Here is a 21,576-nt window from a genome sequence, read left to right on the forward strand (position 1 = left end):
GCAGAAATCACCCTTTTTTCCCTTTTGGGTTCTTCTCTTTGCTGGATAGGTGTTCGGCAAGCTGCGCGTAGAATTCGGGACCGAAGGCGCGGGTAAGGGCTTCTTCAAGGAACTGATAGAGTGGAACCCCGTGCTTGCGTCCGTTCAGCAGTGCGGGGCGGCACTCGCTGATCTTCTCGTAGCGTAAGTAGGTTGCGCCAAACAGTTCCTCCACCCGAATCGGGAACAGGTGGCAGCTGATCGGTTTGCGGAAGCTGGTTTCGCCGTTGAAGTAGGCGCGTTCAATGGCGCATTTGGCAACCCCTTCCTGGCGATAGACGAACACGCAGTCCCGTTCATCAAGGCAGGTGGTGGCGTAATCGCCGGGTTCCCCTTCCACCGCGCCCAGGGCTTCAATCGCGCGGGAGTGTTCGGGGGGAAGGTAGGGAAGCGCGGCGGGGATGGCTTGCTGAATCTGCTCCACCTCGCTGTCCAGCACGGGCGCGCCCCGCCCGCCGGGCATGGTGCAGCAGGCACCGCGGCAAGCGGCAAGGTCGCAACTGAACTGAACGCTTCCAATGGCGTTATCGGCAATGGCGTTGACAATAGTGAACATCGGCAGTAAAAATCTCCATGATTGAAGGGGCGATCAACAAGATAACAGAGCCGTTTGGAAGTTGTAGAGGGACATACTGTTACTTGCAACGGGGGGGGATAATTGGGCAGATTGGCTTCCGGCTTGAAGCAATATACAAGCCCCACAACGGTCGGCAAGGGGGTGGGTTCGCTGGTGTTGGATACTCCAACATCCAATGGCGAACGCCAATAACCCACCGGCATCGTTGCAAGACCCCAGCCAATAAACCGTATGCTTGACAATATCGCGCAAACAACTACCGAACTACTTGACGGCCACGACGTTGCCGAACCGATCTTCGCAATGCCCGAAGAGCGCGAGTTCGCCGAAGCAGTTCCGGAATACCTTCGCCCCGGCTATCGCTTGCTGATGGCCGGCGATGCCGACACCGCCATTGCGTTGTGGGAGGAAGTCTATCACCGCTACCCATCGGCAGAAATTTGCGGCTATATCTCCCGCGCGCACTGCTACCGGATGTTCTTCCAGGATCACTACCATAACCCCGCCGACCGCTCCCCGCATATCCGCCAGATGCGCCATTGGGCCGAACGTGCGCTAACGCTGAACCCTAATTCCTCCATCGGCCATGCCATGCTCTCGTTTTCCATTGGGCAGGAGGCATTAGTCACCAACTCGCAGCGGCGAATCCTTGCCGAAGCCTCGGAAATCCGCCACCATGCCGAACAAGCCGTTCTGATTGATAACAGCTGGGTGGGTCATTTTGTGCTTGGCATCTGGCATCGGGAACTGGCCGGAATTAACCCGGGGTTGCGGGCAATCGCACGGCTGTTTGTGCAGAAACTCCCCCGCGCCAGCTACGCAAAATCTATCGAGCATTTCCAACAGGTGCTGAAGCAATACCCCGCCAACAACTTCATCTACGCCGAGATGGCCTACACCTACGAGCGGATGGGGGATATGGGGCAGGCCTGCGCCATGTATAAACGCTGCATCACCATGCCGCTGTTTAAGCACCCCATTGCCGAACACATGACCCGCATCGCGGTTCAGCGAATGGGGAAGAAGTGCCGCAAGGCCACGGCAGCTGCCTAAGCCGTTGAACCTAAGCACTTGAAAAGGTGCTGCAAGCACAATGCTCCGGCGCGGAATGCTTACGCAGGCTCCGCGCCGGAGCTGTTTTGGGCACGGCTGTGTGGCATCGCCGCCTGAAATAGCAGTGGTGTGGAACAGCAATCGCCAGCATGGATTCGCCATATCTTTGCGGCCACACGAACAACCATTGGGACGCAGCCGCATGGACATCCTCCACTACGCCGAAATAGCACTTGCAGCTTTCATTGCCGGAACGATAGACACCGTTGTTGGATTTGGCGGGGGATTGCTGCTGCTGCCGATTCTTGTGCTGATGGTTGGAACCCTTGACGCAGTGCTGCTGACGGCACTGATACCGTTGGGGTGGAACATTCCCCGCATCCTGCTGCTGCGCAACTGGATTGATTGGAACAAAACCATGTGGTTCACCCTGGGAATCTTGCCGGGCGCGTTGTTTGGTGGGCAACTGCTTGGGCATCTGGATGCCGCAACGGTGCGGGTCGGGATCGGCTGCGTGATGGTGCTGTTTGGGGGCTACTACATCCTTCGGCTGTATGTTGATCTGCCAAAAGAACGCCTGCCAGGATTGTGGCCCCTGCCAGTTGTTGGGCTGCTGACCGGAGCGGTCAGCGCGTGGGTTGGTGCCGGGAACGGCCCGCTGCAAACGTGGGCATTGGACGCTTCCGGCCTGAACGCCCACCAGGCCGCCGCCACCAACGGCGCGCTGGGGGGAATCACTGCCGTTGCACGCTGCATTGCCTACGGCATCGCTGGCGAACTCCATTCCGGGCTGATCCCCACCGCTGTGGTTGGAACGGCCGGCGCGGTTGCCGGCGCGTTGCTGGGGGTGCGGTATGCCCGCCGCACGAAGGATTCAACGTTGGAGCTGGTGGTGGGATTGGCCATTGTGCTGGCGGGGATTCGGATGTTCTTCAGCTTTGGCGGGGCGGCGCACCCAACGCCCGCGCCGCCGGCACCGGTGGCAGCCGTTTCCCACCAGCTTCAAGATTCCGCCGCCGCAGGGTGGGGGATTAGCTTAGCGTGTAGTAATCTTCGCTCTGGTTGGTGAACAAACGGATCAACCCGGCACGCACCAGCCGAACAAGGCTTCGCGAGGCGCGGCGTTCAGAGATGTTCACCAGCTTCCGATACTGCTGAAGCGTTATCCGCCCGTGCCGGCCAAGATATTGGAACAGCGCCTGCTCAATGTCCCCAATTTGCAGCCGAAGCGGCGGGGTGTCGGGGCTGCTGGCGGCAAGCACCCGCGCCACTTCGCGGCTTGCGGCAACGCTTCGCTCCCCTTGCCGGATGTACACGCCGGCCTCGAATCCATTCTGCTGGGGGTCCTTCTTCTGCATATTCTCCAGCAGACGATGTGGCTTCAGCGGGCTTTCGGGGATGCGGATAACGATAACGTCCAACGACTCCACCTGCACAATCTCCACCTCGTGCTCAATCGGTGGGTCGCTGTAGAATTCGGCAGCGGTGGCGATAAGGTCAATCTCGGATTTCTCGCTCTCCACCCCGACGATTGCGCCGTCGTCATCCACCCCAACAAGCAGATACCCCCCACGTGTATTGGCAAGCGCGATCATCTCGCGAGCGATCTTCTCAAAGCCTGAGAACTTCCGCTTGAACTCGACGGTATCCGACTCGCCAAGCTCGATGATCGAACGAAGTTTCTTGGGACTCATGTGTGTTGTCAACGGAGTGCCGAAACGGTTCGGCTGGTGCGCTGATAATGGTTTGGGGTTCCGGCCGCTCCATCAATTGGAAATTGCCAATTGGAAATTGCCGGACGGGGTGAAAATACGAACTTCCCGTTGCCGCTGGCAGCAGAAGTTGCGGCAACGGTGCACCGCCAGCCGCGCCACGCTTCCGCCACGTTGGCAACGCTTCAAACAAACGATTCCAACCAAACACCTTGTTGCTAACCTTGCGGGTAACGCCCCCGAACCAGCCGTTTGTAATCCCAGCCAACGCGGCGAAGCCGACTATCGAATATCCTTGAATGATGACCACGAACCAGAACGATACAGAACCCAAAACCTACCCGTGGCGAAACCCACCACAGCCGGAGCCAGCCGCGCCACAAGGCCCGGCATCGGTCCCGACAGCAACCGAGGAGAACGACCGCATCCCCTGGGCCAAGCTGCTGAAGTATCTGCTGATTGGAATTGTGGGGATGTTCCTCCTTCTGATGCTGTTCGATAAACTCATCATGCCGTGGTATGTGAAATTGGGGGATGTGGAAACCGTCCCGAACGTGGTGGGATTGTCGTTCGATTCGGCAAAAGTGAAACTGGAAGAACGGGGCTTCGAGGTCCGCAAAGGGGAGTCGCGCAACGACGACACCTACCCCGCCGGAACCGTGGCGCAGCAGCTTCCCTACGGCGGCGCGGAAACGAAACATGGCCGCCGCGTTTACCTAACCATCAGCTTGGGAACGGAGATGATTCCAATGCCAAACATGATTGGGATGCAAGTGCGCGAAGCCCGGATAAACCTGATGCGGGCCGGGTTGGATATCGGCGAGATCACCTACGAATACAACGACACCATCATGCGGGACCTGATCTTCTCGCAAAGCATTCCCCCGCAAGTTGGCGCGCGCCCCGGTTCGCTTATCAACGTCATGGTTAGCCGCGGCCCCACCACCCGCTACACCCTGATGCCCAGCCTTGTCTCGCTGGATGTGGAGCAGGCCCGCACCCGTTTGGAAAATGCCGGGTTGGTGCTGGGGGTGGTCCGCTACAAGGAGGATGGAAGCTGGGCCCCGAACATTGTGCTGGAACAAGCCGTCGCCCCCTATGCCAAAGTTGCCGAACGTGCCGCCGTTGACATCGTGGTTGCCGCCGCGCCGGGGAGCATGGGACCAACTCCGCAAGGGGATGAATCCGCTGCCGAAACGGAGGATGTCACCGTCAGGAACATAGACCAACCGGAAGAAAAAGGGGGAGCGGCGGAGAAGAAGAAATAAGCCACGGCGCGATTACCGTGCAGGGAGCGGAAACCGACCGAACAACGCCCGGGAATCGTCCAACTGCGTTGGCTTGTTGGTGATTTTTTTGATGGAGAACTCCGCAATCAACTCAGCTGCGGAAACCGGTTCCGGGCGGTCAATCACGCCGCAGCTCCATGCAAGCCAGCCAACAAGTTGCTGGGCCGCAACGCCCCGCTCCCGAAGCTCTTCCACCGACACCGACCCATGCCGCTTGGCCAGCCGAACCCCGTCGGGACCAAGAATCAGAGGGACGTGAGCAAAGGTTGGAGGCGTTCCCCCAAACGTGTTGTGAAGCAGAATCTGCCGCGGCGTGGAGCCAAGCAGGTCATCCCCCCGAAGCACGTGGGTAATCCCCATTCGCAGGTCGTCCACCACCACCGCAAGCTGGTAGCTAACCACACCATCGGCACGGGCCACAATAAAATCCCCGGTGGATTGGCTGACTTCTTCGCGCTGCAATCCGGCAACGCCGTCGTGGTGCGTAACCACGGTTCCGGGTTGCACCGCAAAGCGGAGCGCGGGGGATTTCTGGCGGCTGCGCTGCTGCTGTTGCTGGGGCGAAAGCTGGCGGCACGTTCCAGGGTAGATTGGCCCATCGCTCCCATGCGGCGCGCTGGCAATGGAACGCAACTCCTTCCGCGAGCAGAAGCAGGGATAGACCAGCCCCCGGGCCTGCAATTCCGCCAACGCTTCTTGGTAGATCGGGAAGCGGTTCGATTGGAAATAATCATCGGCAAGCGGGTTATCCCAATCCAGCCCAAGCCACCGAAGGTCGCGCACAATCTGCGTGGCGGCGTTCGGGGTGGCGCGTTGCGCGTCAAGGTCCTCGATCCGCAAAATGATCTGGCCGCCCACGTTCCGCATCTGTAGCCACGCCAGCAGGAAGCTGCGTGCGTTGCCGATATGCAGATACCCGGTGGGGCTTGGCGCAAGCCGCCCGCGTGGCTGCCGGGGACCAGCGTGAGGCTCAGCGTGAGGTTCAGAAACGGCCATATTCTTGGAACAATTTCTGCGCCCCTTCCCCCGACGTTAGCCCGCGATGCGTTGCGGCTTCTTCGGCAAAAGCGCGGTCAAGCTCGGCGTAGATTTCATCGAACCGTTCCTGCGGGATCACAATCACCCCGTTGGCATCCCCAAACATGATGTCGCCCGGGCGGATGGCAACTCCATCCATCGTCACGGCGGTGTTGAACTGGGCCATGTACCCCCGGCGGCGGATATCCTTGATGCACCGCCCGGTCCCGAACACCGGAAACCCCAACGAGGCAATCTGCTGAAGGTCCCGCACGCCGCCATTCACCGCTGCGGCAACCGCGCCCCGGGCTTGTGCGCGTGCGCTCATCATCCCCCCCCACAAGGCGGCATCAACATCGGCATCGGCAGCAACCACCACGAAGGCTTGCTCGGGGATTGCATCCACCATCTGCAGCAACGTGGTGATCTCCACATACTCGCTGGTGGGAACCACGCGGCAGGGGAACGCCACGCCGCAGACCTTCAACTCGGGGTCGGGGAAGATCTGCTGAATGCCATGATGAAGCGCGGTGCTGGGGATTCCAAGCCGCTCCATCGTGTCGGAGATCAGCGGGGAATAGAAACGGGACATCAGCGCAAGCTGCTCGGCTCTGTTGTTCGGCATGGTTCGGTTTGGGGAAAAACGGTTAGAAGTTGATTGAGGTTTTTCGATTGGGGAGCGGGGAAGCATCCATCCATGAGGGGGGGGGGGATCGCTTCCCATCCGGCAAGGAATTCCACAGCCACAAATACGTGGGGTAATCCCATCCACCACTCTGCTGACAAAGGGCCGCCGGCGTGTGCCAATGGTTGCGCTGCGCACCGGCCAATGGCCGCAAACAACTCCCATACTTTCTTATGTTTGAACCCATGAACAACCGCTCCTTGATTCTTGCCATTCTGCTCCCGCTGCTGGTTGCTGCTTGCACGGGGGGGAAAAGCACCACATCAACAACGCCCGCAACGGAGGGCACCGCCGAATCGGCGGCGGCATCGCCACACGGCGCGCTGCTGGCGAAGCTGCGCGAAAGCTACCAATCCACCCCGAACCTTACGATGAAGGGGACCATGAAAATCTCCGGCATTCCGGCAACCGTCTGGTACGATGCGGTTGTGAAGCGGCGCGACTCGCTAAAAATTACGATGAACGGACCCTTCGGAATTCCCGTTGGCGCGCTGGGAGCCACGCCCGATGGATTCCTGTTCTTCAATGCCCAATCGGGCGAGGCACTGGAAGGCCGGGGCGACCGCGAAACCTTCCGCAAGATGCTGCAAGTTGGCCTAAGCTACGATGAGATCGTTTCGCTGATGCGGGGTGAGCTTCCCGCAATCCCCACCGAAGGAACCTACACGGCCAGCACCGATGGCGATAACGTCACGTTCACCGTTAGTGGTGATGGCTACCGCGAGACGTTCACCGTGAACCAGCAATCGCTGGAAGTGCTGGACTACGCGCGCCACCGCACCAGCGGCGCAACCGCCACCGAGGAGATTTCCATCACCTACAAGAACTTTGTTTCGGTAGCTTCGCGGCGCGTGGCAAAGCGGGCGCAGGTTAGCCTAAGCGGGGGTGAGCAAACAATGCAGGTGAACATCGAAGAAATCCGCGACAGCATCCCCAGCGATCGGTTCTGCGCCCTGCAAATTCCGGCGGGGGTGACGCGGAAAAAGGTGTGAGGAACGGGGGAATCATTCACCGCCAAGCACGCCACAAAAGAAAGGCAAGGAAAATATCCACAAGGCTGATGTTCCCTGCCGCTGCCATGAATCACTCACCAGAAGCCGTTCGCAATCCGTTGCCTGTTTTGGGAAAGAAAGTTATCGCAATGTTGTTCGCTGCCGTTCTGCCGCTGCTTGCCGGCGTGGCGGCGGCGAACGCGCAACCGCAAGATGGAGCGCCGGATAGTTCGGCAGTTGCGCCACCCCCCGATTCCATCACCGTCCGCCCGTTGCAGCGCAGCACGCTGGACACCACGGTGCGGGCCAGCGCGCGGCGTTCGGTGCTGGACCTGAAAGCCAAAAAAGCGCGGCTGTATGGCGATGCAACGTTGGTGAAAGGCTCCATCATCCTGAAGGCCCATTACATCGAGGTTGATTTCAACAAGAGTGAGATGTACGCCGAGTCGGAATTCGATTCCGCCCGTGGCCGCTACGTTGGCCAGCCTGTCCAGCTGAACGACGGTACCACGCCACTAACGGCCGATAAGCTCAGCTATAATTTCAAAACGCGGCAAGGGGTTGTGGCCGCCGCCGAGACCTCGATCGAAGGGGGCTACGTCCATTTCGACCGGTTCAAGAAGGTGACGGAGAATGTGCTGTATGGCCAGAACGGAGTGTACACCACCTGCGACGCTCCGCACCCTCACTATTTCTTCACCACCCCACGGATGAAAGTGGTGACGGGGGACCGCGTTTTCCTGGACCAGGTGACGCTGAACATTGCCGATGTCCCGATCCTCTACCTTCCCGTCGGCCTTTTTTTCCCGAACCGGAGTGGGCGCAGTTCCGGGCTGATTCTTCCGCAGCCGCAGGTGACCGGAACGCGCGGTTTCATGCTGCAAGGGATGGGGTATTTCTGGGACATCAGCGACTATCTGGATAACACGCTCACCACGGATCTGTACACCAAAGGGGGCTACACCCTGTACAACACCACGCGCTTCCGGCTGCGCGGGGTGGTTGAGCGGTCGGACCTGACGCTGATGTACGGCCAAACCCGCGACGATCCCGATCTCCCGTTCAACACCAACATCCAAGCGCGCTACTACCACTCCCAAAAAATTGGACGCCGAACAACGTTGGGGGGAAGTTTCGTTTATGCCACGCAGAACTCCATCCGCAACACCCAGACGCGGCTGGGGGAGTCTGGCCGGTTCCAAGATTACACCACCCAGGACCTAACCAGCGACTTCTCCTACGCCACCAGTTGGGATTGGGGGGGGAGCTTCAGCGCCACGCTTAGCCGCCGCCAAAACATCGTCACCGACGAACTGCTGACCACGGTTCCGCTATCGCTTAGCCTTCCAACATGGACCCCGTTTGCTTCCAACAGTGGGGAAGGGGGTGTGTTCGATAACCTTAGCCTCGGCTTCGGTTTGCGGGGGACGTACCAGGCCGAGCGGGGCGGGTTCGATTCCACATTCCCCGGGCGTTTCCGTGTCCGCGAGGACCGCTATGGGGTCACCTTCAGCCCTTCGGTTTCGGTGTCGCCAAAGTTCAGCTACTTCACGATCACTCCATTCTTCAACCCGGCCAGCAGCCTGTTCTTCCGCCGCATGGTCCGCGAGGCCGATGGCGACACAATCCGCACCCGGTTTGTTGATGGGCTGTATCCAACCTTCACCTACAACGCCGGGGTGAATATCTCCACCAAGCTGTTCGGCATCGTGCAGCCAAAGTTGTTCGGGCTGAACGCAATCCGCCACACCTTGCTGCCAAGCATCGGCTACAGCTACACGCCGGACCGGAGCCGGTTGGGGTTGTTCCGCGACCAGTTCTACAATCCGATCACCAATCAGGTGGAGAGCTACAACATTTTTGAGCGGGATGGTGGCGTTGCCAGCATCCCATCGGCCTCGACCAAACAGAACAACATCACGTTTGCGTTACAGAACCAGTTCGATGCCAAAATCGCACAAGGGGACACCCTGCCCGACGCAAAAATCACCCTGCTGACGCTGAACTTGAACACCGCTTTCAACCTTACTGCCGACAGCGTTGGCTGGTCCGACATCAACATGAACGCGGGGACGTCGCTGGGCGCAATCGGGTCCCTTTCGGCCAACGCAACGCTTAGCCTGTACGCGCCCGACACGCTGGGCCGGAACACGGCGCAGATGGTGTTTGGCGATGGCCGGTGGTTCCCCCGTGTGGTGCGGGCCGGGGTTCAATTCAGCACCAACATCAGCGATCAAGGATTTGGGTTCGGGGGGACCACCACTTCCCGCAGCAGCGACACCGCCCAGGGCCGAAGCAACCGTTTTGATTTCGAGCCAGTGGCGTTCGACGAAGCGGAGTTCTACGGCCAGCGCGTGCGTGGCAATGGCGAGTTCCGAATCCCCTGGAGCGCGAGTTTTGGGGGAAGCTACAACATCACCCCATCGGTCCAGCCCGGGAAGCCAGCGGTGCAAGATTTCAGCATCAATACCTCCTTCCAGTTTTCGCCAACGCCAACAACCACGTTGCGGAGCAGTTTATCGTACAACATCCGCGACCGCCAAATTGTGATCCCGACGATCTCCATCCAGAAAGACCTTCATTGCTGGGAGATGGCGTTCGACTGGCAGATTTCCGGCTACGGGCGCGGCTACTACTTCCGCATCGGCCTGAAAGCTCCGCAACTTCAGGACCTGAAGCTGGAACAAAACCGGACCTTTTTTTAGCGATGGAGGCGTAATTTCACGCCGTGGCGGGCAACGGGTTTGGGGCGGGGAATTCCGCCAAACGCACGTTGCGCCGCAGCGGCCTATCCTTTCAGATATTTTGCGAAGTCCATGCCAAGTTCACGCATCCGAGCCGTTTTCGAGACGCTCTTCCCCAGCAGCGATGGGACCATCGAGCGGAGCCAGCTGGTGCAGCAGTCGCTGCGGTCGCTGCGGATGGTGCGCGACCAGCAAACGCTGGTGATGGGCTCCACAAAACGGATACCCTCACGCTACGAACTCCGCCTTAGCCCCGAACAGTTCGACCAATTGCAGGCGATGCACGCCCTTCGCGACTTGGAAATGTTCCTTGCCGACCAGCTGATGAAAGATTCGGCATCGGGGGGGATGCGGACGTTTGGGGACCACCTGCTGCGCGTCGCCATTGCCTGCGACGACACCTTAACCAGCGGCGAACTCTACACCGCAACCCTTCCCCCCGAAACCCGACCGCCAGCCGCTTCCCCACTTGCCTCGCCAGCCGCGCACCCCGCGCACGATGACTCCACCCGGGTGCTTGGCGTGCCCGATTCCGCAATCCCTCCGGCCCCGTTCCCGCAAGCCTTGCCGGCGGTGTGGCGGGCGATTGTTGAAGGGGATGGCGGGGCGATTGCCAACGTGGAGCTGACGCAAGGGACGTGGATTATCGGACGCTACGGAAACAGCGGAACTCCACTTCCGGAACACTGCCGCAAAATAGATCTGGACGTTCGCCCAACCGTCTCGCGCCAGCAGCTTCGCGTTGAGGTTCTTGAGGATTCAATTGTGGTGGAGCAGATTGGGAAGGGGAGGATGTGGCTTGCGGAGAACGACCATTTCCGCCCGGGCTTCCCCCGAACGCTTCTTCCTGGAAGCCTGATTCACGTGGAGGAATACACTATCCGTTTTGTCCGATGATTGGGCTTACCACACTTCTGGGGACCGCGCAGCTTGCCACGCAGGAAGCACTCCGTTCGGCGGCAACGCTGCACGAGGGGCGGATGATTGTCCCGAACTTCCTGACCGTCACGCTGAACCGCCACCGGTTTGCGGAGGAGTGGGGGACCCAGCAAAGCGGGGGGCTGGAACGATTCCGATTGGCGTTGCTGCGTGCGGCGATGGAGTTTGTGGAATCGAACCAGTGGCGGGTTGGCGGGTTTGGCCGTTTGGTCATCAACCTTCTGCTGACCGATGTTGACCCCGATTGCGGGGTGGATGCCATTGCCCGCCGCCACCTGTACCAATGCCTGATTCACGACGACGGCGGCCAACGGACGGTATCAATCCGGCACCAGGAGGTTGTGGCGGGAAGGGAGCACCCGAACGCCCCAGAATTTTTTGTGGGGCTGCGGGACCACACCCGCCAGCTTTCGCGGCAGCACCTCCGTTTCCACTATCGCGACCTTCAGCTAACCGCGCAGTGGATTGGAAGCAACCCAACAACGGTGAACGGAACCGCAATGGGCGCGGGGTGGGTTGTGCTGGCCGAGGGGGATGAGCTTGCCTGCGGTGGCTGCCGAATCCAAATCACAAACCTTCTTCATTGATTCACCAAGTTGATTCATCAACTCCACCGCCATGAACCCACTTCACATCATCATTCTTAGCCTTTGGGCCTTGCTGGTGGGGGCTGCGTTGTTGCAGCGGGGGGGAGTGTGGGAAAGCCTTCGGAAGATTGAGCGGCGCGGTGCGCGGATTGTTCTGCTATCGGTTGCCGGGGTGTTGGCGGCGGGGGTGTTCTGGCGGGCTTACTTCACCATCACCCCCCACACCCAGCAGCTGATTGTTCGCGGCGAGGCGGCGGGCGATTCGGTTTCGGCGGGATTCAACACCAAAGCCAGGTTCCGTGGGTTGGCCCAACCGCTGGGAAGAATCACCGACAGGAATGGGGAAATGCTGGCCGGATATGCGTTGCGCGGTGGGCATCTGCGCCGCACCTATCCCGCCGCCGAAGCCACCGCCCACCTTGTTGGATATTGGACCGGACCGCTGCGCGACGGTGTCGGCATCGAGAAAGGGCTGACGCTGCTGAACGATTCCCTTCGCGATGACCTTCCGCACGACCTTCGCCTGACGCTTGATGTGCGGTTGCAACGCGCCGCGCTGAAATCGCTTGATGGAAACATCGGCGCGGTGGTGGTGATGAACGCCGCCAACGGCGAAGTCCTTGCCGCAGCAAACTACCCCACCTACGACCCCAACCGCGTCTGGAACGACACGGCGTGGCGGCGGTACGTTCGCGATCTTCAGAACCGCCCGCTTACCTCGCGCGCGGTGAAGGATAATTTCTCCCCTGGCTCCTCCATCAAGCCGTTGATTGCGCTGGCCGCCCACGACCTTTCCGCTCCGTTGCCGGAAGAAAGCGGGTTCAGCTGCGTTGGCCACTACACCCCCGGGCGGGGAATAACGCCGATTAGCGAGCATGGCGCGGCGCACGGGCGGATTGCAATGCCGGCGGCCATGCGCTACTCCTGCAACACGTACTTCGCACATTTGGCGTATCGGTTGGTGGGGTTTGGGGCGGTTGCGGGGTACTTGGATTCGCTGGGATTTAACCGGCGGCTCCGTTGGAACACCGGGGCGTTCCTCAATGAATATTCCACGCTGCTTCCGGCCACAAGCTGGGTGCGCGCCCGCGATGAAATCGCCCGCACGCGGATTGGTATCGGCCAGGCATCGGTAAAAGTGAACCCGCTCCACATGGCGGTGTTGGTTTCGGGAATTGCCAACGGCGGAAGGTTCATCCGGCCCACGATTGAGCTTGGCCGCCAGCCCGACACGCTTCGCTGGAAGATTGACCCGAACAGCGCCCAATGGCTGCGGAAACTTCTGCGCGAACCATTGCTCCCAGGGGGAACCGCTGCGGCGGCATTTGGCGGAATGGAGGGGAGCGGCATCACCATCTACGGCAAAACCGGAACCGCCGACCGCGAACCCGACGGGCGCGAGCCATCGTGGTGGATTTCGTTCGGGGAGAAAAATGGAAAGAGGTACGCCGTTGTGGTGGCAATCCAAAATCGGCATGGCCAGTTTGCCGGCCAGCTGAATGCCCCAATCGCCCGAACACTGTACCAAACGCTGGATCGGTTGGGGTACTTTAACCGGTAGTGCGTCCGCGCTGCTTCGGTGCTCTTTTTCTGCAACACTCACAAGGCTTGGCACCAATGTTCTCCCGCTCTCTCTCGTTCCCAATTCTTGCTCTGCTGGTGTTTCTGCTGGCGGCGGCGGCTTGTGTGCAGGTGTGGCAGGTGGGGAACGAATGGTTTGTGCAACGCCCACCGCTGGAGATTGTGATCCGCAATCTGGCAATGGTGATGGCTCTGCTGGTTGGCGGGTGGCTGCTGCTTCCGCGTGCTTCCCGAACCAGCAAGGCCGCAACGTTGCTTGCGTTGGCGGCATCGCTGTTCAGCATTGGCTTGGCAGTGCAGTTCCGGCTTGGGCACGATTATCCGCGCCAGCTTTCGCGCGGTGAGGTTACTGCCATTGCCGACTCCCTGCAACGGAAACTGCGCGGCGCAACCCAGGACTCCGTCCGCAGCGTGACGCGCCGTGTGGTTGCCCAGCGGAATGCGGAGCTTCGCCGCAGCTTCAATGATTCACGGATTGACCTGCGGCTGGCCCGTTCGCTGGAGCGGGCCTACGGACCAACGCCCCTTACCCAGCAAGTGCTTGGCGGACGCGCCGTTGGCCCTGCCGACAGCCTGTTGCTGCGGCTGCTTCCGGTACTGGCTGGGCTGCTGGCAATCCTGCTTGCTGCGCGCTCCACGCTTCCGATACTCCTCAGTTCCCGCTGGAAAGTGGTCGGGTTTTACGGAAGCCTTGCGGTCTGCATCGCCACGCTGATCTACCTTACCACAAGCGGCGGGATCCGCGGCGCGACGGTTGCCCCGCAGGAGTTGCTGAAGCTGACGATTCCGGTGGCGTGGGCTGGGTTCTTGCTCCATTTCCGCAATGCGTTGCGGCCCGGAGCATCGGGGGGAGTTCACGAAGTCTCCGCTGGTGTTGTGGGGCTACATCCTCGGGTTGCTCACGCTGCCGTTGGGGGTGTTCTTGGTGGTGCGGGACTTTGGCCAATTCTTGGTGATTGGATTGGCGCAGGTTCTGCTGCTGGCGTGGTTCACCCGAAGCGCGTTGTACCTGGTGCTGTTTGCCGGCGGGTTCCTTGCCACCGGCATCACGTTGCTGGCGGGGCGGGCGTTTTCGGGGTCGTCGTTGCTGATGTTGTTGGGGGTGGTGCTGGGTGGGGTGCTGGCCATTGGCGCGGCGGAACGCTACCGCCGCCGCGATAGCTTGTGGACCTCGGCATCGTTGGTGCTGGTGGCGTACGCGGCCATTGCGGCACTTGCCGTGCAGCTTCCATTCGTCAGCCGGATGATTGCCACGCCACGCCAGCGTTTCCTTCTCTGGGCCGATCTCTACAGTCGCCACGGGGACCCGGCCTGGTGGGACCGCTCGCGGCAAGTGATCGAGGCGTTGTATGCCTTCGATGCCGGCGGGGTTGCCGGGCGCGGGCTTGGGGAAGGAACTCCATTCCTGATCCCAAAGGCTGCCAGCGATTTCATCTTTGCTGCCGTGGCCGAGGAGCTTGGGATTGTTGGCGGGCTGCTGATCCTTCTTTCCTTTGTGGGGCTTGTGGCCATTGGGCTGCGGTTTGCCCGCGAGCAAGGCGAGGCAACGTTCGGTGGGCTTCTGGTTGCCGGCGGAACGTTGCTGATTGGGGTGCAAGCAGTGGTTCACATTGCCGGAACAATGAACCTTCTGCCGATGACCGGAATCACCCTTCCCCTTGTTTCCAGCGGGATGAGCTCTGCGGTGGTAAGCTGGGGGGTGGTGGGGCTTATCGTGGGGATTGGGTCGCGGTCCACCGATGCCACCACCGTGGTGATCCGAAGGGACTTGCAACGGCCACAAACGGGAACGTGAAAAAGGGGGAATGCACGGGGGGAACCGAACCTACCCGGGCTTCACGCTGATTCTTCCGCTGAGCACAAGGTCGTTGTTGCCGTCGGGGCGTTCCACAACTAAGTAGCCTTGTTGGGTGATCCCCACAACGCGACCCTGGATGGGGGAGTCAATCATCTTGCCGCGCAGCCAATCCCGCAACGCAAATTCTTCCAACTCGGCAATGCTCAGGTCCTCCGAATCAAGGTCGCGGCAGTTGCGGATGGAGTCAATAATGGAGCCAAGGACCTCCAGCCGTGAGATCGGCCCCCGAACGTGTTGGTCCAGATAGGTTGGGGGGATTCCCACCGGGTCCAGCCACGTTTGCGGGAAGCGATGGACGTTCACGCCCACCCCAATAATCGCGTAGGAATGTTCGCCACGGATGCTTCCTTCGCAAAGCACACCGCCAACTTTTGCGTTGTTCAGGATGATGTCGTTTGGCCATTTCACCCACGTGTAGGCCTTGCTGTTGGGCGCAATCGGAAGGTATCGGTCCAGCGCGCTTGCCACCGCCATTCCAATACGAATCGGAAGCAGCCCCATTGCCCCGGGGGTAAGCGGGCGCATCAGCAAGGAGAACATCACCGAGGACCCTGGCTCGGCGGACCAACGCCGCCCGTACTGGCCGCGCCCTTCGGTTTGGTAATCGGCAACAACAAGGGTCCAGGCCGGCGCGTCGGCCTCGGCAAGGCGGCGGACGATGTTCTGGGTGGAGTCGGCTTCGTTGTAAAACCGGAATCCGGAAAGCCGCCAGGCTTGCGTTAATCGCTCGCTTTCGGCGGAGTCGTTCCCAATACGCCAAAGATGATCGGCCATTGCTGGTAGATGCTGATAGATGAAAAGAAGAAGTAGAGTAAAAGCCTTGCGATCGGCACAAAAAAAGGCCGTGCGGCCTTCTTCTGTTGTCTGCGGAGTGCGATGCTGATGTTGGGTGTTGGGCGGGGAAACACTTCCTTTTCCTGTTTCACCAAGAAAAGCCCCCTTGCCCACCATGCACGCCCGACTGGATTCGAACCAGTGACCCACAGCTTAGAAGGCTGTTGCTCTATCCAACTGAGCTACGGGCGCATTCGGACGGCACAAACATACAACCGCCTTTGCTTCTTCCACAACCGTTCCGCCGGTTCCTGCCGTGACAAGGTATTGCCGCAATTTCTCGGGCGTTGTCACCCCGATTCTGGTGCCAGTTCGCGGCACTGTAGCAGGGCGTTCCGCAGAAGCTGATAGGCCCAGGCCGTGAACCGCTGCAACGCTGCCGCGCCGCCGGATGATTCGCCGGCAGGGAGCAACGGATGGCTTGCCCGGTGGGTGTTGAACTGCTGGATCGGCTCGGCAATCGCTTCCAACCGCTGCTGCCGCGATTTCGCCGCGCCGATGCGGTCCGGCAGCAATGCCAACGAACAAAGCAGGATGGAAAGGGATGAAGGAATTGCCGGGGGCAGTGCGATTGCTGAGGCGTTTCCAGCCGGTTCCGGCTCCGCTGCTGGGTTCAATCGGCCAAGAAATTCCAGAACTCCATCAAGGTGGGTGATGGCCAGCCACAAGGGGCAGATCAACTCAGAATCGGCTTCGTCAACGTGATGGATGGAGCCACTGCTGGCCAAAATTTTTGCCCGTGCGATTGCCTGCGGAAGCGATTCGGCGATGCTTGGCCCAGCCCACGTGAGAACCGCCTGCTCGGCCAGCCGGAACCGCAACGCCCCGCGGTGGCTGATGGCCGTGGTGAACCAATCGCCCCAATGGTCCGCCAGCGATTGCTGCAACGTTTGGGCAACCCCTTGCGCCCCAGCCGCCGCCGCCGATAATTTCAGCGGGACGTTGCTGGTTGCCTGGAACGGCCCCCCGGCCTTGCCAATGCTGACGTTCACCGGGGCGGATGAAAACGCTGGGAAGCATCGCTCCACTTCCTGCCGAATCGCCCGCGCAAGGAATTGCTGAACCATTGGGTTGTTCTTTTGGTTGTGTTGGCAGGGATCATGCTGGCAACCAGCAGCGCGGGGGCGGAACCTGAGGGGGGGGGGCTATTCTTCGCTGCTTGTGGCGTGGCTTCCGGCGGTATCCACCACCGTCTCAATCTTGGCATCGGACCAGATTCGCTCAATCTTGTAAAAGTCGCGCGCTTCCTTGTAGAAGACGTGAACCACCACTTCAACAAAATCAAGGATGATCCATTGCTCCCCTTGCCAACCTTCGGTGCGGTAGGGCTTGATGTCGTACTCACGCATGGTGTCCATCACGCTGTCGGCAATGGCGCGGAGCTGGGTGTCGCTGTCGGCAGAGCAGACCACAAAAAAGTCGGCAATGTCGGTCAGCCCACGGATGTCCATGATGACGATGTCTTTCGCCTTCTTTTCAATCATCCCTTCGGCACACCAACGGGCAATGGTTTTTGGATGGCGTTGGTGGTCGCGGATGCGTTCTGTGTCGTGTGTCTGTTCCATAAGGCCCCAAGAATACGGCAAACTGCGGTTCCGGCGAAGTCAAAATCGGTGAGATGGGGGGCAAATGCAGAATTGAACACACCTCGTGAACGATGGTTCCCCCGCTTTTCGTAATCTTGCCGCCATGTTGGTTTCCGAATCACGCCGCCGACCCGGATCGGCCCGTCCTTCGCCGATGTTCCCGCACGAAGCGCAACGGCTTCTTGCCGATGGCTCCTTCCAGCAGGCAATGGAGGTCTGCCGGCAAGGGTTGGTCCATTTCCCCGATCAGATTGCGGGTTACATGATCCTTTCGCAAGTCTTCCTTGCGATGGGGAAGCGGGACCGTGCCGTCAACGTCCTTCACGATGGCTTCCTCCGGACCGGCGCGCCGCAGCTGGAGGACCTCCATCGGCAACTGCTTCAGCAATCGTTCCAGCAATCGCAAGAATTCCGCCAGCCCGGAGTGGGGGGGATTCCCGCCACGAAACGGCTCGCATCCCCTTTCACCCGTGTTGCCGATTCCCCGAACGATACCGCCCACGCCCAATCGCTGGTCTCCGTTCCGTTGCCGACCCCGCAACCTGAGCTGCCCCCAACGCCGCAACCCGATGCTCCCTTCACCTTGCCCGATGCCGCGCAACTTCCCGAACCTGCGCCGGCCCCCGTTGCTCTCCCTCCCGAGGTGATTGCTGGTGAAATTGCCGGTGAAGTTGCCGGCGAAACAGCTTCTGCCATGCCGCCAGCAACTCCAACTCCGTTGCCGGAGGAAGCTGCCGAACCTGTGGCGACGGTGGAGCTATCGCCGATTCTGGAACCTGCGGAGGAGACTATCAGGGAAAGCGAAGCCGCTTCCGATGGCGCGATTGATGTCGCGAGCATTGCTGATTCCGCTGCTGCAGATTCCACTGTTGCTGAAGTCGTAGCCGAAGCTGAAGCTGAAGCTCATCAGGAGCTTTCAGAACCGATTGCGCCGCCGGTGGAGATTGCTGTTGATGCCCCGGCTGTTGCCCCGATAGCTGTTGTTGATGCTCCTTCCCAGGATGCTGAAGTTTCTGCCAACGAATCTGCCGGGCTGGTGGCCGATAGCGTTGTTGATGCTGTTGTTGTGGATGCTCCAATCCCCGCCGTAGTTCCGCCTCCGTTCCCCGATTTCACGATTCCTGACGAAGGGGTTGCGGCGGCAGAAATCGTTGTTGACGCGCCCCCCGCCGCAGCGGAAGCGGAGCCGATTGCCCTGCCAGCCAAGCCACTTCCAGCCAAACCCTTGCCAGCCCCGCCGAACGGCACAACCGCGCCCCACACCGATGACCGGACGTTCCGGTTGTTGGCCGCTGGGGGGGCGGAAGAACGTGAGTTGCCGCCAAGCTCCATCCGCCCCATCTCGGTGCTGGCGATTCACAAGGGGAGCAATGTTTCGCGGCTGCGGAGCGCGAATCTTCGGCTGATTCCGGGGTTGGAGTTTGCGCCGCTTCGCCACGAGGAGTCGGCACGCAAGCAGGCGATTGCCCCGCTGATTAACCAGCCAATGCCGGGCCCCGAGCTTCCCGGGCGAGCCACCGCCAAGCCAGCAACGCCGGCCTCGATAACCTCAACAACTCCTTCGCAAACCGGCGCAGCGTTCACCCTGCCCGCTGCGGCCAACATGCCGCCGCTTCCGCCGTTGCACCCCCCCGCCGCCCCGGCGCAGAAAGAACCGCAGCCGGTATCCCAACCAGCCACGCCACCGGGACATCACGTGCAGCAAGCGCAGGGCGACGCGGTAAAGAAGGAGAGCGGGCGGGGTCGTGGGCAATCGGCTGTTGGGGGAAGGGAGTCCGCGCGGTTGCCACATTCAACACTGCCAGATTCAACAGAGGTAGCGGCTGGCCAGATGACCCCGTTGGAGGAGTTGGCAAAACGCCTGGAAAGTGCCAGGATTCCGGTGGTGGAAGATGAGGAACATCACCGCCCGGTTCCGTTCGAGCCATCCATCGTCAGCGATACGCTGGCCAATATCTTGGTTGCCCAGGGGGCATATGCCGAGGCGTTAAAAGCCTTCCAGACCCTTGCGCGAACAAAGCCGGAACGCCTTGATTACTACGAAGCCCGCATTGCCGAAATGAAACGGCGGCTAAGCGAGCAGCCACCATTGCACTAACGCCCAAACAGGTCCACTGCACTAACGTAACAACGGCCGCGGTTCCGCAGCGGCCACAGCAGCATGAGAATCGCTTGGTACATCCTACGAATGCACATCGGGCCGTTCCTGTTCGGGACGGTCTGCGTGGTGTTTTTCTTCCTGCTGCAATTTCTGTTCAAGTCTGGTTCAGAGATTTTTGGGAAGGGGTTGGACCCGTGGATTATCACCAAGCTGATTGCCTACAACCTGGCGTGGATGCTGGTGCTGGCGGTTCCGTTGGGGGTGCTGGTGGCTTCGCTGATGGCCTACGGAAAACTTAGCGGCAGCAACGAGCTGACGATCATTAAAAGCGCGGGGGGAAGTGCCTTGCGGGCAATGATGCCGGGGATGCTTGGCGGGCTGTTTCTGTTTATCGGGCTGTTTCTGTTTAACGACCGCATCTTGCCGGAAACCAACCACACCGCAATGGTGATGCTGTTGGACATCAAGCAGGTGCAGCCAACGTTGGCAATCGAGCCTGGGCAGCTTATTTCGTTGCAAGATTACAGCATCCTGGCGCGGAAGGTGGACCGCCTGCGGAACATCCTGTACGACGTCACCATCTACACCCAGGACCCCGAGCGGATGAACACAATCACCGCACGGACGGCGGAGCTGGCGTTCAATCAAGATTACAGCCGCCTGCTGATGACCCTTCGCGATGGCGAAATCCACCAGCTGGACCGCCGCAACGCCGCACGGTTCACCCGGCTGACGTTTGCCGAGCACCAAGTGGTGGTTGCCGCCGCCGGTTTCAACCTGGCATCCACGGACCCCAACTCCATTGGCCGAACCGACCGGACGATGAACATCCAGCAGATGCGCGCCCGCGCCGACAGTGCCGAATCGCGTGCCGACCGGGTGGCCGCACGGCGTGATTCCTTGCTGGGGGAGTTTGGGCTGCGAGCTGTCCAGCTGGGAATCGAAGGACTGAACCCGATTACCCGCAGCCCAGAAACAAACCAGCGAGTGATGGAAATGGCCACGCTGAAAGGGCAGATCGAATCGGAGCAAGCGGTGATTACGCAGCACCTGAAAGAATCGGACCAATACTGGGTGGAGATTCATAAAAAGTACTCCATCCCGGCGGCGTGCTTGGTGTTTATGCTGGTGGGCGCACCGTTGGGGATTGTGGTCCGCCGTGGAAATTTTGGAGTCTCGGCGGCAATCACTCTGGGCTTCTTTGTGGTCTATTGGGCGTGCCTTGTCACCGGCGAGAAACTTGCCGACCGGGGTGCCTTGCCCCCTGCCGTTGCAATGTGGATGGCCGATGTGATTATCGGCGCAATCGGCCTGTATCTTACCGTCCTTGTCTCCCGCGAAACGGTGACGTTCACCTTCGAATTCAATCGCCTACGCAGGCTCTTCCGAAGAAAACCAATCGGTTATGATGCCGGGTAGCGGCCCCGACCTTTGTCGGGGTAGCGGCAGGTCTTTAGCCTGCCCAGTGAAATGGATACCGAAGGGTAGCGGCCCCGACCTTTGTCGGGACCCAGTGAAGAAGACGCCGAAGGCTAAAGACCTTCGGCTACCGATGCCGGGTAGCAGCCCCGATCTTTGTCGGGGTAGCGGCAGGTCTTTAGCCTGCCCAGTGAAATGGATACCGAAGGGTAGCGGCCCCGACCTTTGTCGGGACCCAGTGAAGAAGACGCCGAAGGCTAAAGACCTTCGGCTACCGATGCCGGGTAGCAGCCCCGATCTTTGTCGGGGTAGCGGCAGGTCTTTAGCCTGCCCAGTGAAATGGATACCGAAGGGTAGCGGCCCCGACCTTTGTCGGGGTAGCGGCAGGTCTTTAGCCTGCCCAGTGAGGAAGACGCCGAAGGCTAAAGACCTTCGGCTACCGGTTTGGCATCGGTCGCGGCTACCGATGCAGGGTAGCGGCTCCGACCTTTGTCGGGATTGATAAATCAAATCAAATCGCCCTGGCTTGATCGGGGCGCGTACTGGCAACCAATTCCTGATTC

19 protein-coding genes and 1 tRNA gene are annotated in these 21,576 nt (G+C 60.3%); 12 read left to right on the forward strand and 8 right to left on the reverse strand.

What is annotated here, in order from left to right; genetic code table 11:
- Positions 1–7 precede the first annotated feature (7 nt).
- Positions 8–595: a DUF3109 family protein gene (locus IPM61_11855; protein ID MBK8912008.1), complete on the reverse strand. Its 588-nt coding sequence runs from the start codon at positions 593–595 to the stop codon at positions 8–10.
- Between the two features lie 252 nt (positions 596–847).
- On the opposite strand from IPM61_11855, the gene IPM61_11860 reads away from it, so the two are divergent.
- A complete protein-coding gene (locus IPM61_11860; GenBank protein MBK8912009.1) occupies positions 848–1,669 on the forward strand; it encodes a hypothetical protein in 822 nt (273 codons plus the stop codon).
- A 202-nt stretch (positions 1,670–1,871) separates the two neighbouring features.
- Positions 1,872–2,738: a sulfite exporter TauE/SafE family protein gene (locus IPM61_11865; GenBank protein ID MBK8912010.1), complete on the forward strand. Its 867-nt coding sequence runs from the start codon at positions 1,872–1,874 to the stop codon at positions 2,736–2,738.
- Here IPM61_11865 and IPM61_11870 read toward each other — a convergent pair.
- Positions 2,701–3,363, reverse strand: coding sequence for an ATP-binding protein (locus IPM61_11870; GenBank protein MBK8912011.1), 663 nt, complete (start codon positions 3,361–3,363; stop codon positions 2,701–2,703). The two genes, IPM61_11865 and IPM61_11870, sit on opposite strands and share 38 nt — an antisense overlap.
- 317 nt (positions 3,364–3,680) lie before the next feature.
- Here IPM61_11870 and IPM61_11875 point away from each other — a divergent pair, with 317 nt between their 5' ends.
- Positions 3,681–4,649 carry a PASTA domain-containing protein gene (locus tag IPM61_11875; protein ID MBK8912012.1) on the forward strand — a complete coding sequence of 323 codons (969 nt, stop codon included), beginning with the start codon at positions 3,681–3,683 and terminating at the stop codon, positions 4,647–4,649.
- Between the two features lie 12 nt (positions 4,650–4,661).
- Here IPM61_11875 and gluQRS read toward each other — a convergent pair whose 3' ends face one another.
- Together gluQRS and IPM61_11885 are read right to left on the reverse strand one after the other, a co-directional pair.
- Positions 4,662–5,666: a tRNA glutamyl-Q(34) synthetase GluQRS gene (gluQRS, locus tag IPM61_11880; protein MBK8912013.1), complete on the reverse strand. Its 1,005-nt coding sequence runs from the start codon at positions 5,664–5,666 to the stop codon at positions 4,662–4,664.
- Complete coding sequence (locus IPM61_11885; GenBank protein MBK8912014.1) at positions 5,653–6,312, reverse strand: RraA family protein; 660 nt, start codon at positions 6,310–6,312, stop codon at positions 5,653–5,655. The genes gluQRS and IPM61_11885 overlap by 14 nt, the downstream gene beginning before the upstream one ends.
- Before the next feature lie 245 nt (positions 6,313–6,557).
- Here IPM61_11885 and IPM61_11890 point away from each other — a divergent pair, with 245 nt between their 5' ends.
- The 7 genes from IPM61_11890 to IPM61_11920 all read left to right on the forward strand — a co-directional run bounded on the left by IPM61_11890 (position 6,558) and on the right by IPM61_11920 (position 15,010).
- Positions 6,558–7,364 (forward strand): DUF4292 domain-containing protein, encoded by an 807-nt coding sequence (locus tag IPM61_11890; GenBank protein MBK8912015.1) that lies wholly within the window; start codon positions 6,558–6,560, stop codon positions 7,362–7,364.
- Between the two features lie 86 nt (positions 7,365–7,450).
- Positions 7,451–10,069 (forward strand): LPS-assembly protein LptD, encoded by a 2,619-nt coding sequence (locus IPM61_11895; GenBank protein ID MBK8912016.1) that lies wholly within the window; start codon positions 7,451–7,453, stop codon positions 10,067–10,069.
- Between the two features lie 111 nt (positions 10,070–10,180).
- Positions 10,181–11,005 (forward strand): hypothetical protein, encoded by an 825-nt coding sequence (locus tag IPM61_11900; GenBank protein MBK8912017.1) that lies wholly within the window; start codon positions 10,181–10,183, stop codon positions 11,003–11,005.
- Complete coding sequence (locus IPM61_11905) at positions 11,002–11,634, forward strand: hypothetical protein (GenBank protein MBK8912018.1); 633 nt, start codon at positions 11,002–11,004, stop codon at positions 11,632–11,634. The genes IPM61_11900 and IPM61_11905 overlap by 4 nt, the downstream gene beginning before the upstream one ends.
- Positions 11,635–11,665: 31 nt before the next feature.
- Positions 11,666–13,195: a hypothetical protein gene (locus tag IPM61_11910; GenBank protein MBK8912019.1), complete on the forward strand. Its 1,530-nt coding sequence runs from the start codon at positions 11,666–11,668 to the stop codon at positions 13,193–13,195.
- Between the two features lie 56 nt (positions 13,196–13,251).
- Positions 13,252–14,376, forward strand: a complete 1,125-nt coding sequence (locus IPM61_11915) for a hypothetical protein (GenBank protein MBK8912020.1) — start codon at positions 13,252–13,254, stop codon at positions 14,374–14,376.
- Positions 14,300–15,010 (forward strand): FtsW/RodA/SpoVE family cell cycle protein, encoded by a 711-nt coding sequence (locus IPM61_11920; GenBank protein ID MBK8912021.1) that lies wholly within the window; start codon positions 14,300–14,302, stop codon positions 15,008–15,010. The genes IPM61_11915 and IPM61_11920 overlap by 77 nt, the downstream gene beginning before the upstream one ends.
- Before the next feature lie 30 nt (positions 15,011–15,040).
- On the opposite strand, the gene IPM61_11925 is transcribed toward IPM61_11920, so the two are convergent.
- From IPM61_11925 to rsfS, 4 genes are all read right to left on the reverse strand, one after another.
- On the reverse strand, positions 15,041–15,847 hold the full coding sequence (locus tag IPM61_11925; protein MBK8912022.1) for a biotin--[acetyl-CoA-carboxylase] ligase: 807 nt from the start codon (positions 15,845–15,847) through the stop codon (positions 15,041–15,043).
- A 178-nt stretch (positions 15,848–16,025) separates the two neighbouring features.
- Positions 16,026–16,099: transfer RNA gene (locus tag IPM61_11930), tRNA-Arg, on the reverse strand.
- Positions 16,100–16,197: 98 nt separating this feature from the next.
- Positions 16,198–16,974, reverse strand: coding sequence for a hypothetical protein (locus IPM61_11935; GenBank protein ID MBK8912023.1), 777 nt, complete (start codon positions 16,972–16,974; stop codon positions 16,198–16,200).
- A 78-nt stretch (positions 16,975–17,052) separates the two neighbouring features.
- Positions 17,053–17,472, reverse strand: coding sequence for a ribosome silencing factor (gene rsfS, locus IPM61_11940; protein MBK8912024.1), 420 nt, complete (start codon positions 17,470–17,472; stop codon positions 17,053–17,055).
- 124 nt (positions 17,473–17,596) lie between these two features.
- On the opposite strand from rsfS, the gene IPM61_11945 reads away from it, so the two are divergent.
- On the forward strand, positions 17,597–19,591 hold the full coding sequence (locus IPM61_11945; GenBank protein ID MBK8912025.1) for a hypothetical protein: 1,995 nt from the start codon (positions 17,597–17,599) through the stop codon (positions 19,589–19,591).
- Positions 19,592–19,654: 63 nt separating this feature from the next.
- Positions 19,655–21,013, forward strand: a complete 1,359-nt coding sequence (locus IPM61_11950; GenBank protein ID MBK8912026.1) for an LptF/LptG family permease — start codon at positions 19,655–19,657, stop codon at positions 21,011–21,013.
- The last annotated feature ends 563 nt before the right edge of the window (positions 21,014–21,576 follow it).

The sequence above is a fragment of the Chlorobiota bacterium genome (genome assembly GCA_016710285.1).
GTDB lineage: Bacteria > Bacteroidota > Ignavibacteria > OLB7 > OLB7 > OLB7.

Coding starts and splice junctions, on each gene's coding strand:
- IPM61_11905 (MBK8912018.1), top strand. CDS start 11,002: ATGATTGGGCTTACCACACTTCTGGGGACCGCGCAGCTTGCCACGCAG.
- IPM61_11895 (MBK8912016.1), top strand. CDS start 7,451: ATGAATCACTCACCAGAAGCCGTTCGCAATCCGTTGCCTGTTTTGGGA.
- IPM61_11915 (MBK8912020.1), top strand. CDS start 13,252: ATGTTCTCCCGCTCTCTCTCGTTCCCAATTCTTGCTCTGCTGGTGTTT.
- rsfS (MBK8912024.1), bottom strand. CDS start 17,472: ATGGAACAGACACACGACACAGAACGCATCCGCGACCACCAACGCCAT.
- IPM61_11865 (MBK8912010.1), top strand. CDS start 1,872: ATGGACATCCTCCACTACGCCGAAATAGCACTTGCAGCTTTCATTGCC.
- IPM61_11900 (MBK8912017.1), top strand. CDS start 10,181: ATGCCAAGTTCACGCATCCGAGCCGTTTTCGAGACGCTCTTCCCCAGC.
- IPM61_11910 (MBK8912019.1), top strand. CDS start 11,666: ATGAACCCACTTCACATCATCATTCTTAGCCTTTGGGCCTTGCTGGTG.
- IPM61_11945 (MBK8912025.1), top strand. CDS start 17,597: ATGTTGGTTTCCGAATCACGCCGCCGACCCGGATCGGCCCGTCCTTCG.
- IPM61_11935 (MBK8912023.1), bottom strand. CDS start 16,974: ATGGTTCAGCAATTCCTTGCGCGGGCGATTCGGCAGGAAGTGGAGCGA.
- IPM61_11890 (MBK8912015.1), top strand. CDS start 6,558: ATGAACAACCGCTCCTTGATTCTTGCCATTCTGCTCCCGCTGCTGGTT.
- IPM61_11855 (MBK8912008.1), bottom strand. CDS start 595: ATGTTCACTATTGTCAACGCCATTGCCGATAACGCCATTGGAAGCGTT.
- IPM61_11875 (MBK8912012.1), top strand. CDS start 3,681: ATGATGACCACGAACCAGAACGATACAGAACCCAAAACCTACCCGTGG.
- IPM61_11950 (MBK8912026.1), top strand. CDS start 19,655: ATGAGAATCGCTTGGTACATCCTACGAATGCACATCGGGCCGTTCCTG.
- gluQRS (MBK8912013.1), bottom strand. CDS start 5,666: ATGGCCGTTTCTGAACCTCACGCTGAGCCTCACGCTGGTCCCCGGCAG.
- IPM61_11925 (MBK8912022.1), bottom strand. CDS start 15,847: ATGGCCGATCATCTTTGGCGTATTGGGAACGACTCCGCCGAAAGCGAG.
- IPM61_11860 (MBK8912009.1), top strand. CDS start 848: ATGCTTGACAATATCGCGCAAACAACTACCGAACTACTTGACGGCCAC.
- IPM61_11870 (MBK8912011.1), bottom strand. CDS start 3,363: ATGAGTCCCAAGAAACTTCGTTCGATCATCGAGCTTGGCGAGTCGGAT.
- IPM61_11885 (MBK8912014.1), bottom strand. CDS start 6,312: ATGCCGAACAACAGAGCCGAGCAGCTTGCGCTGATGTCCCGTTTCTAT.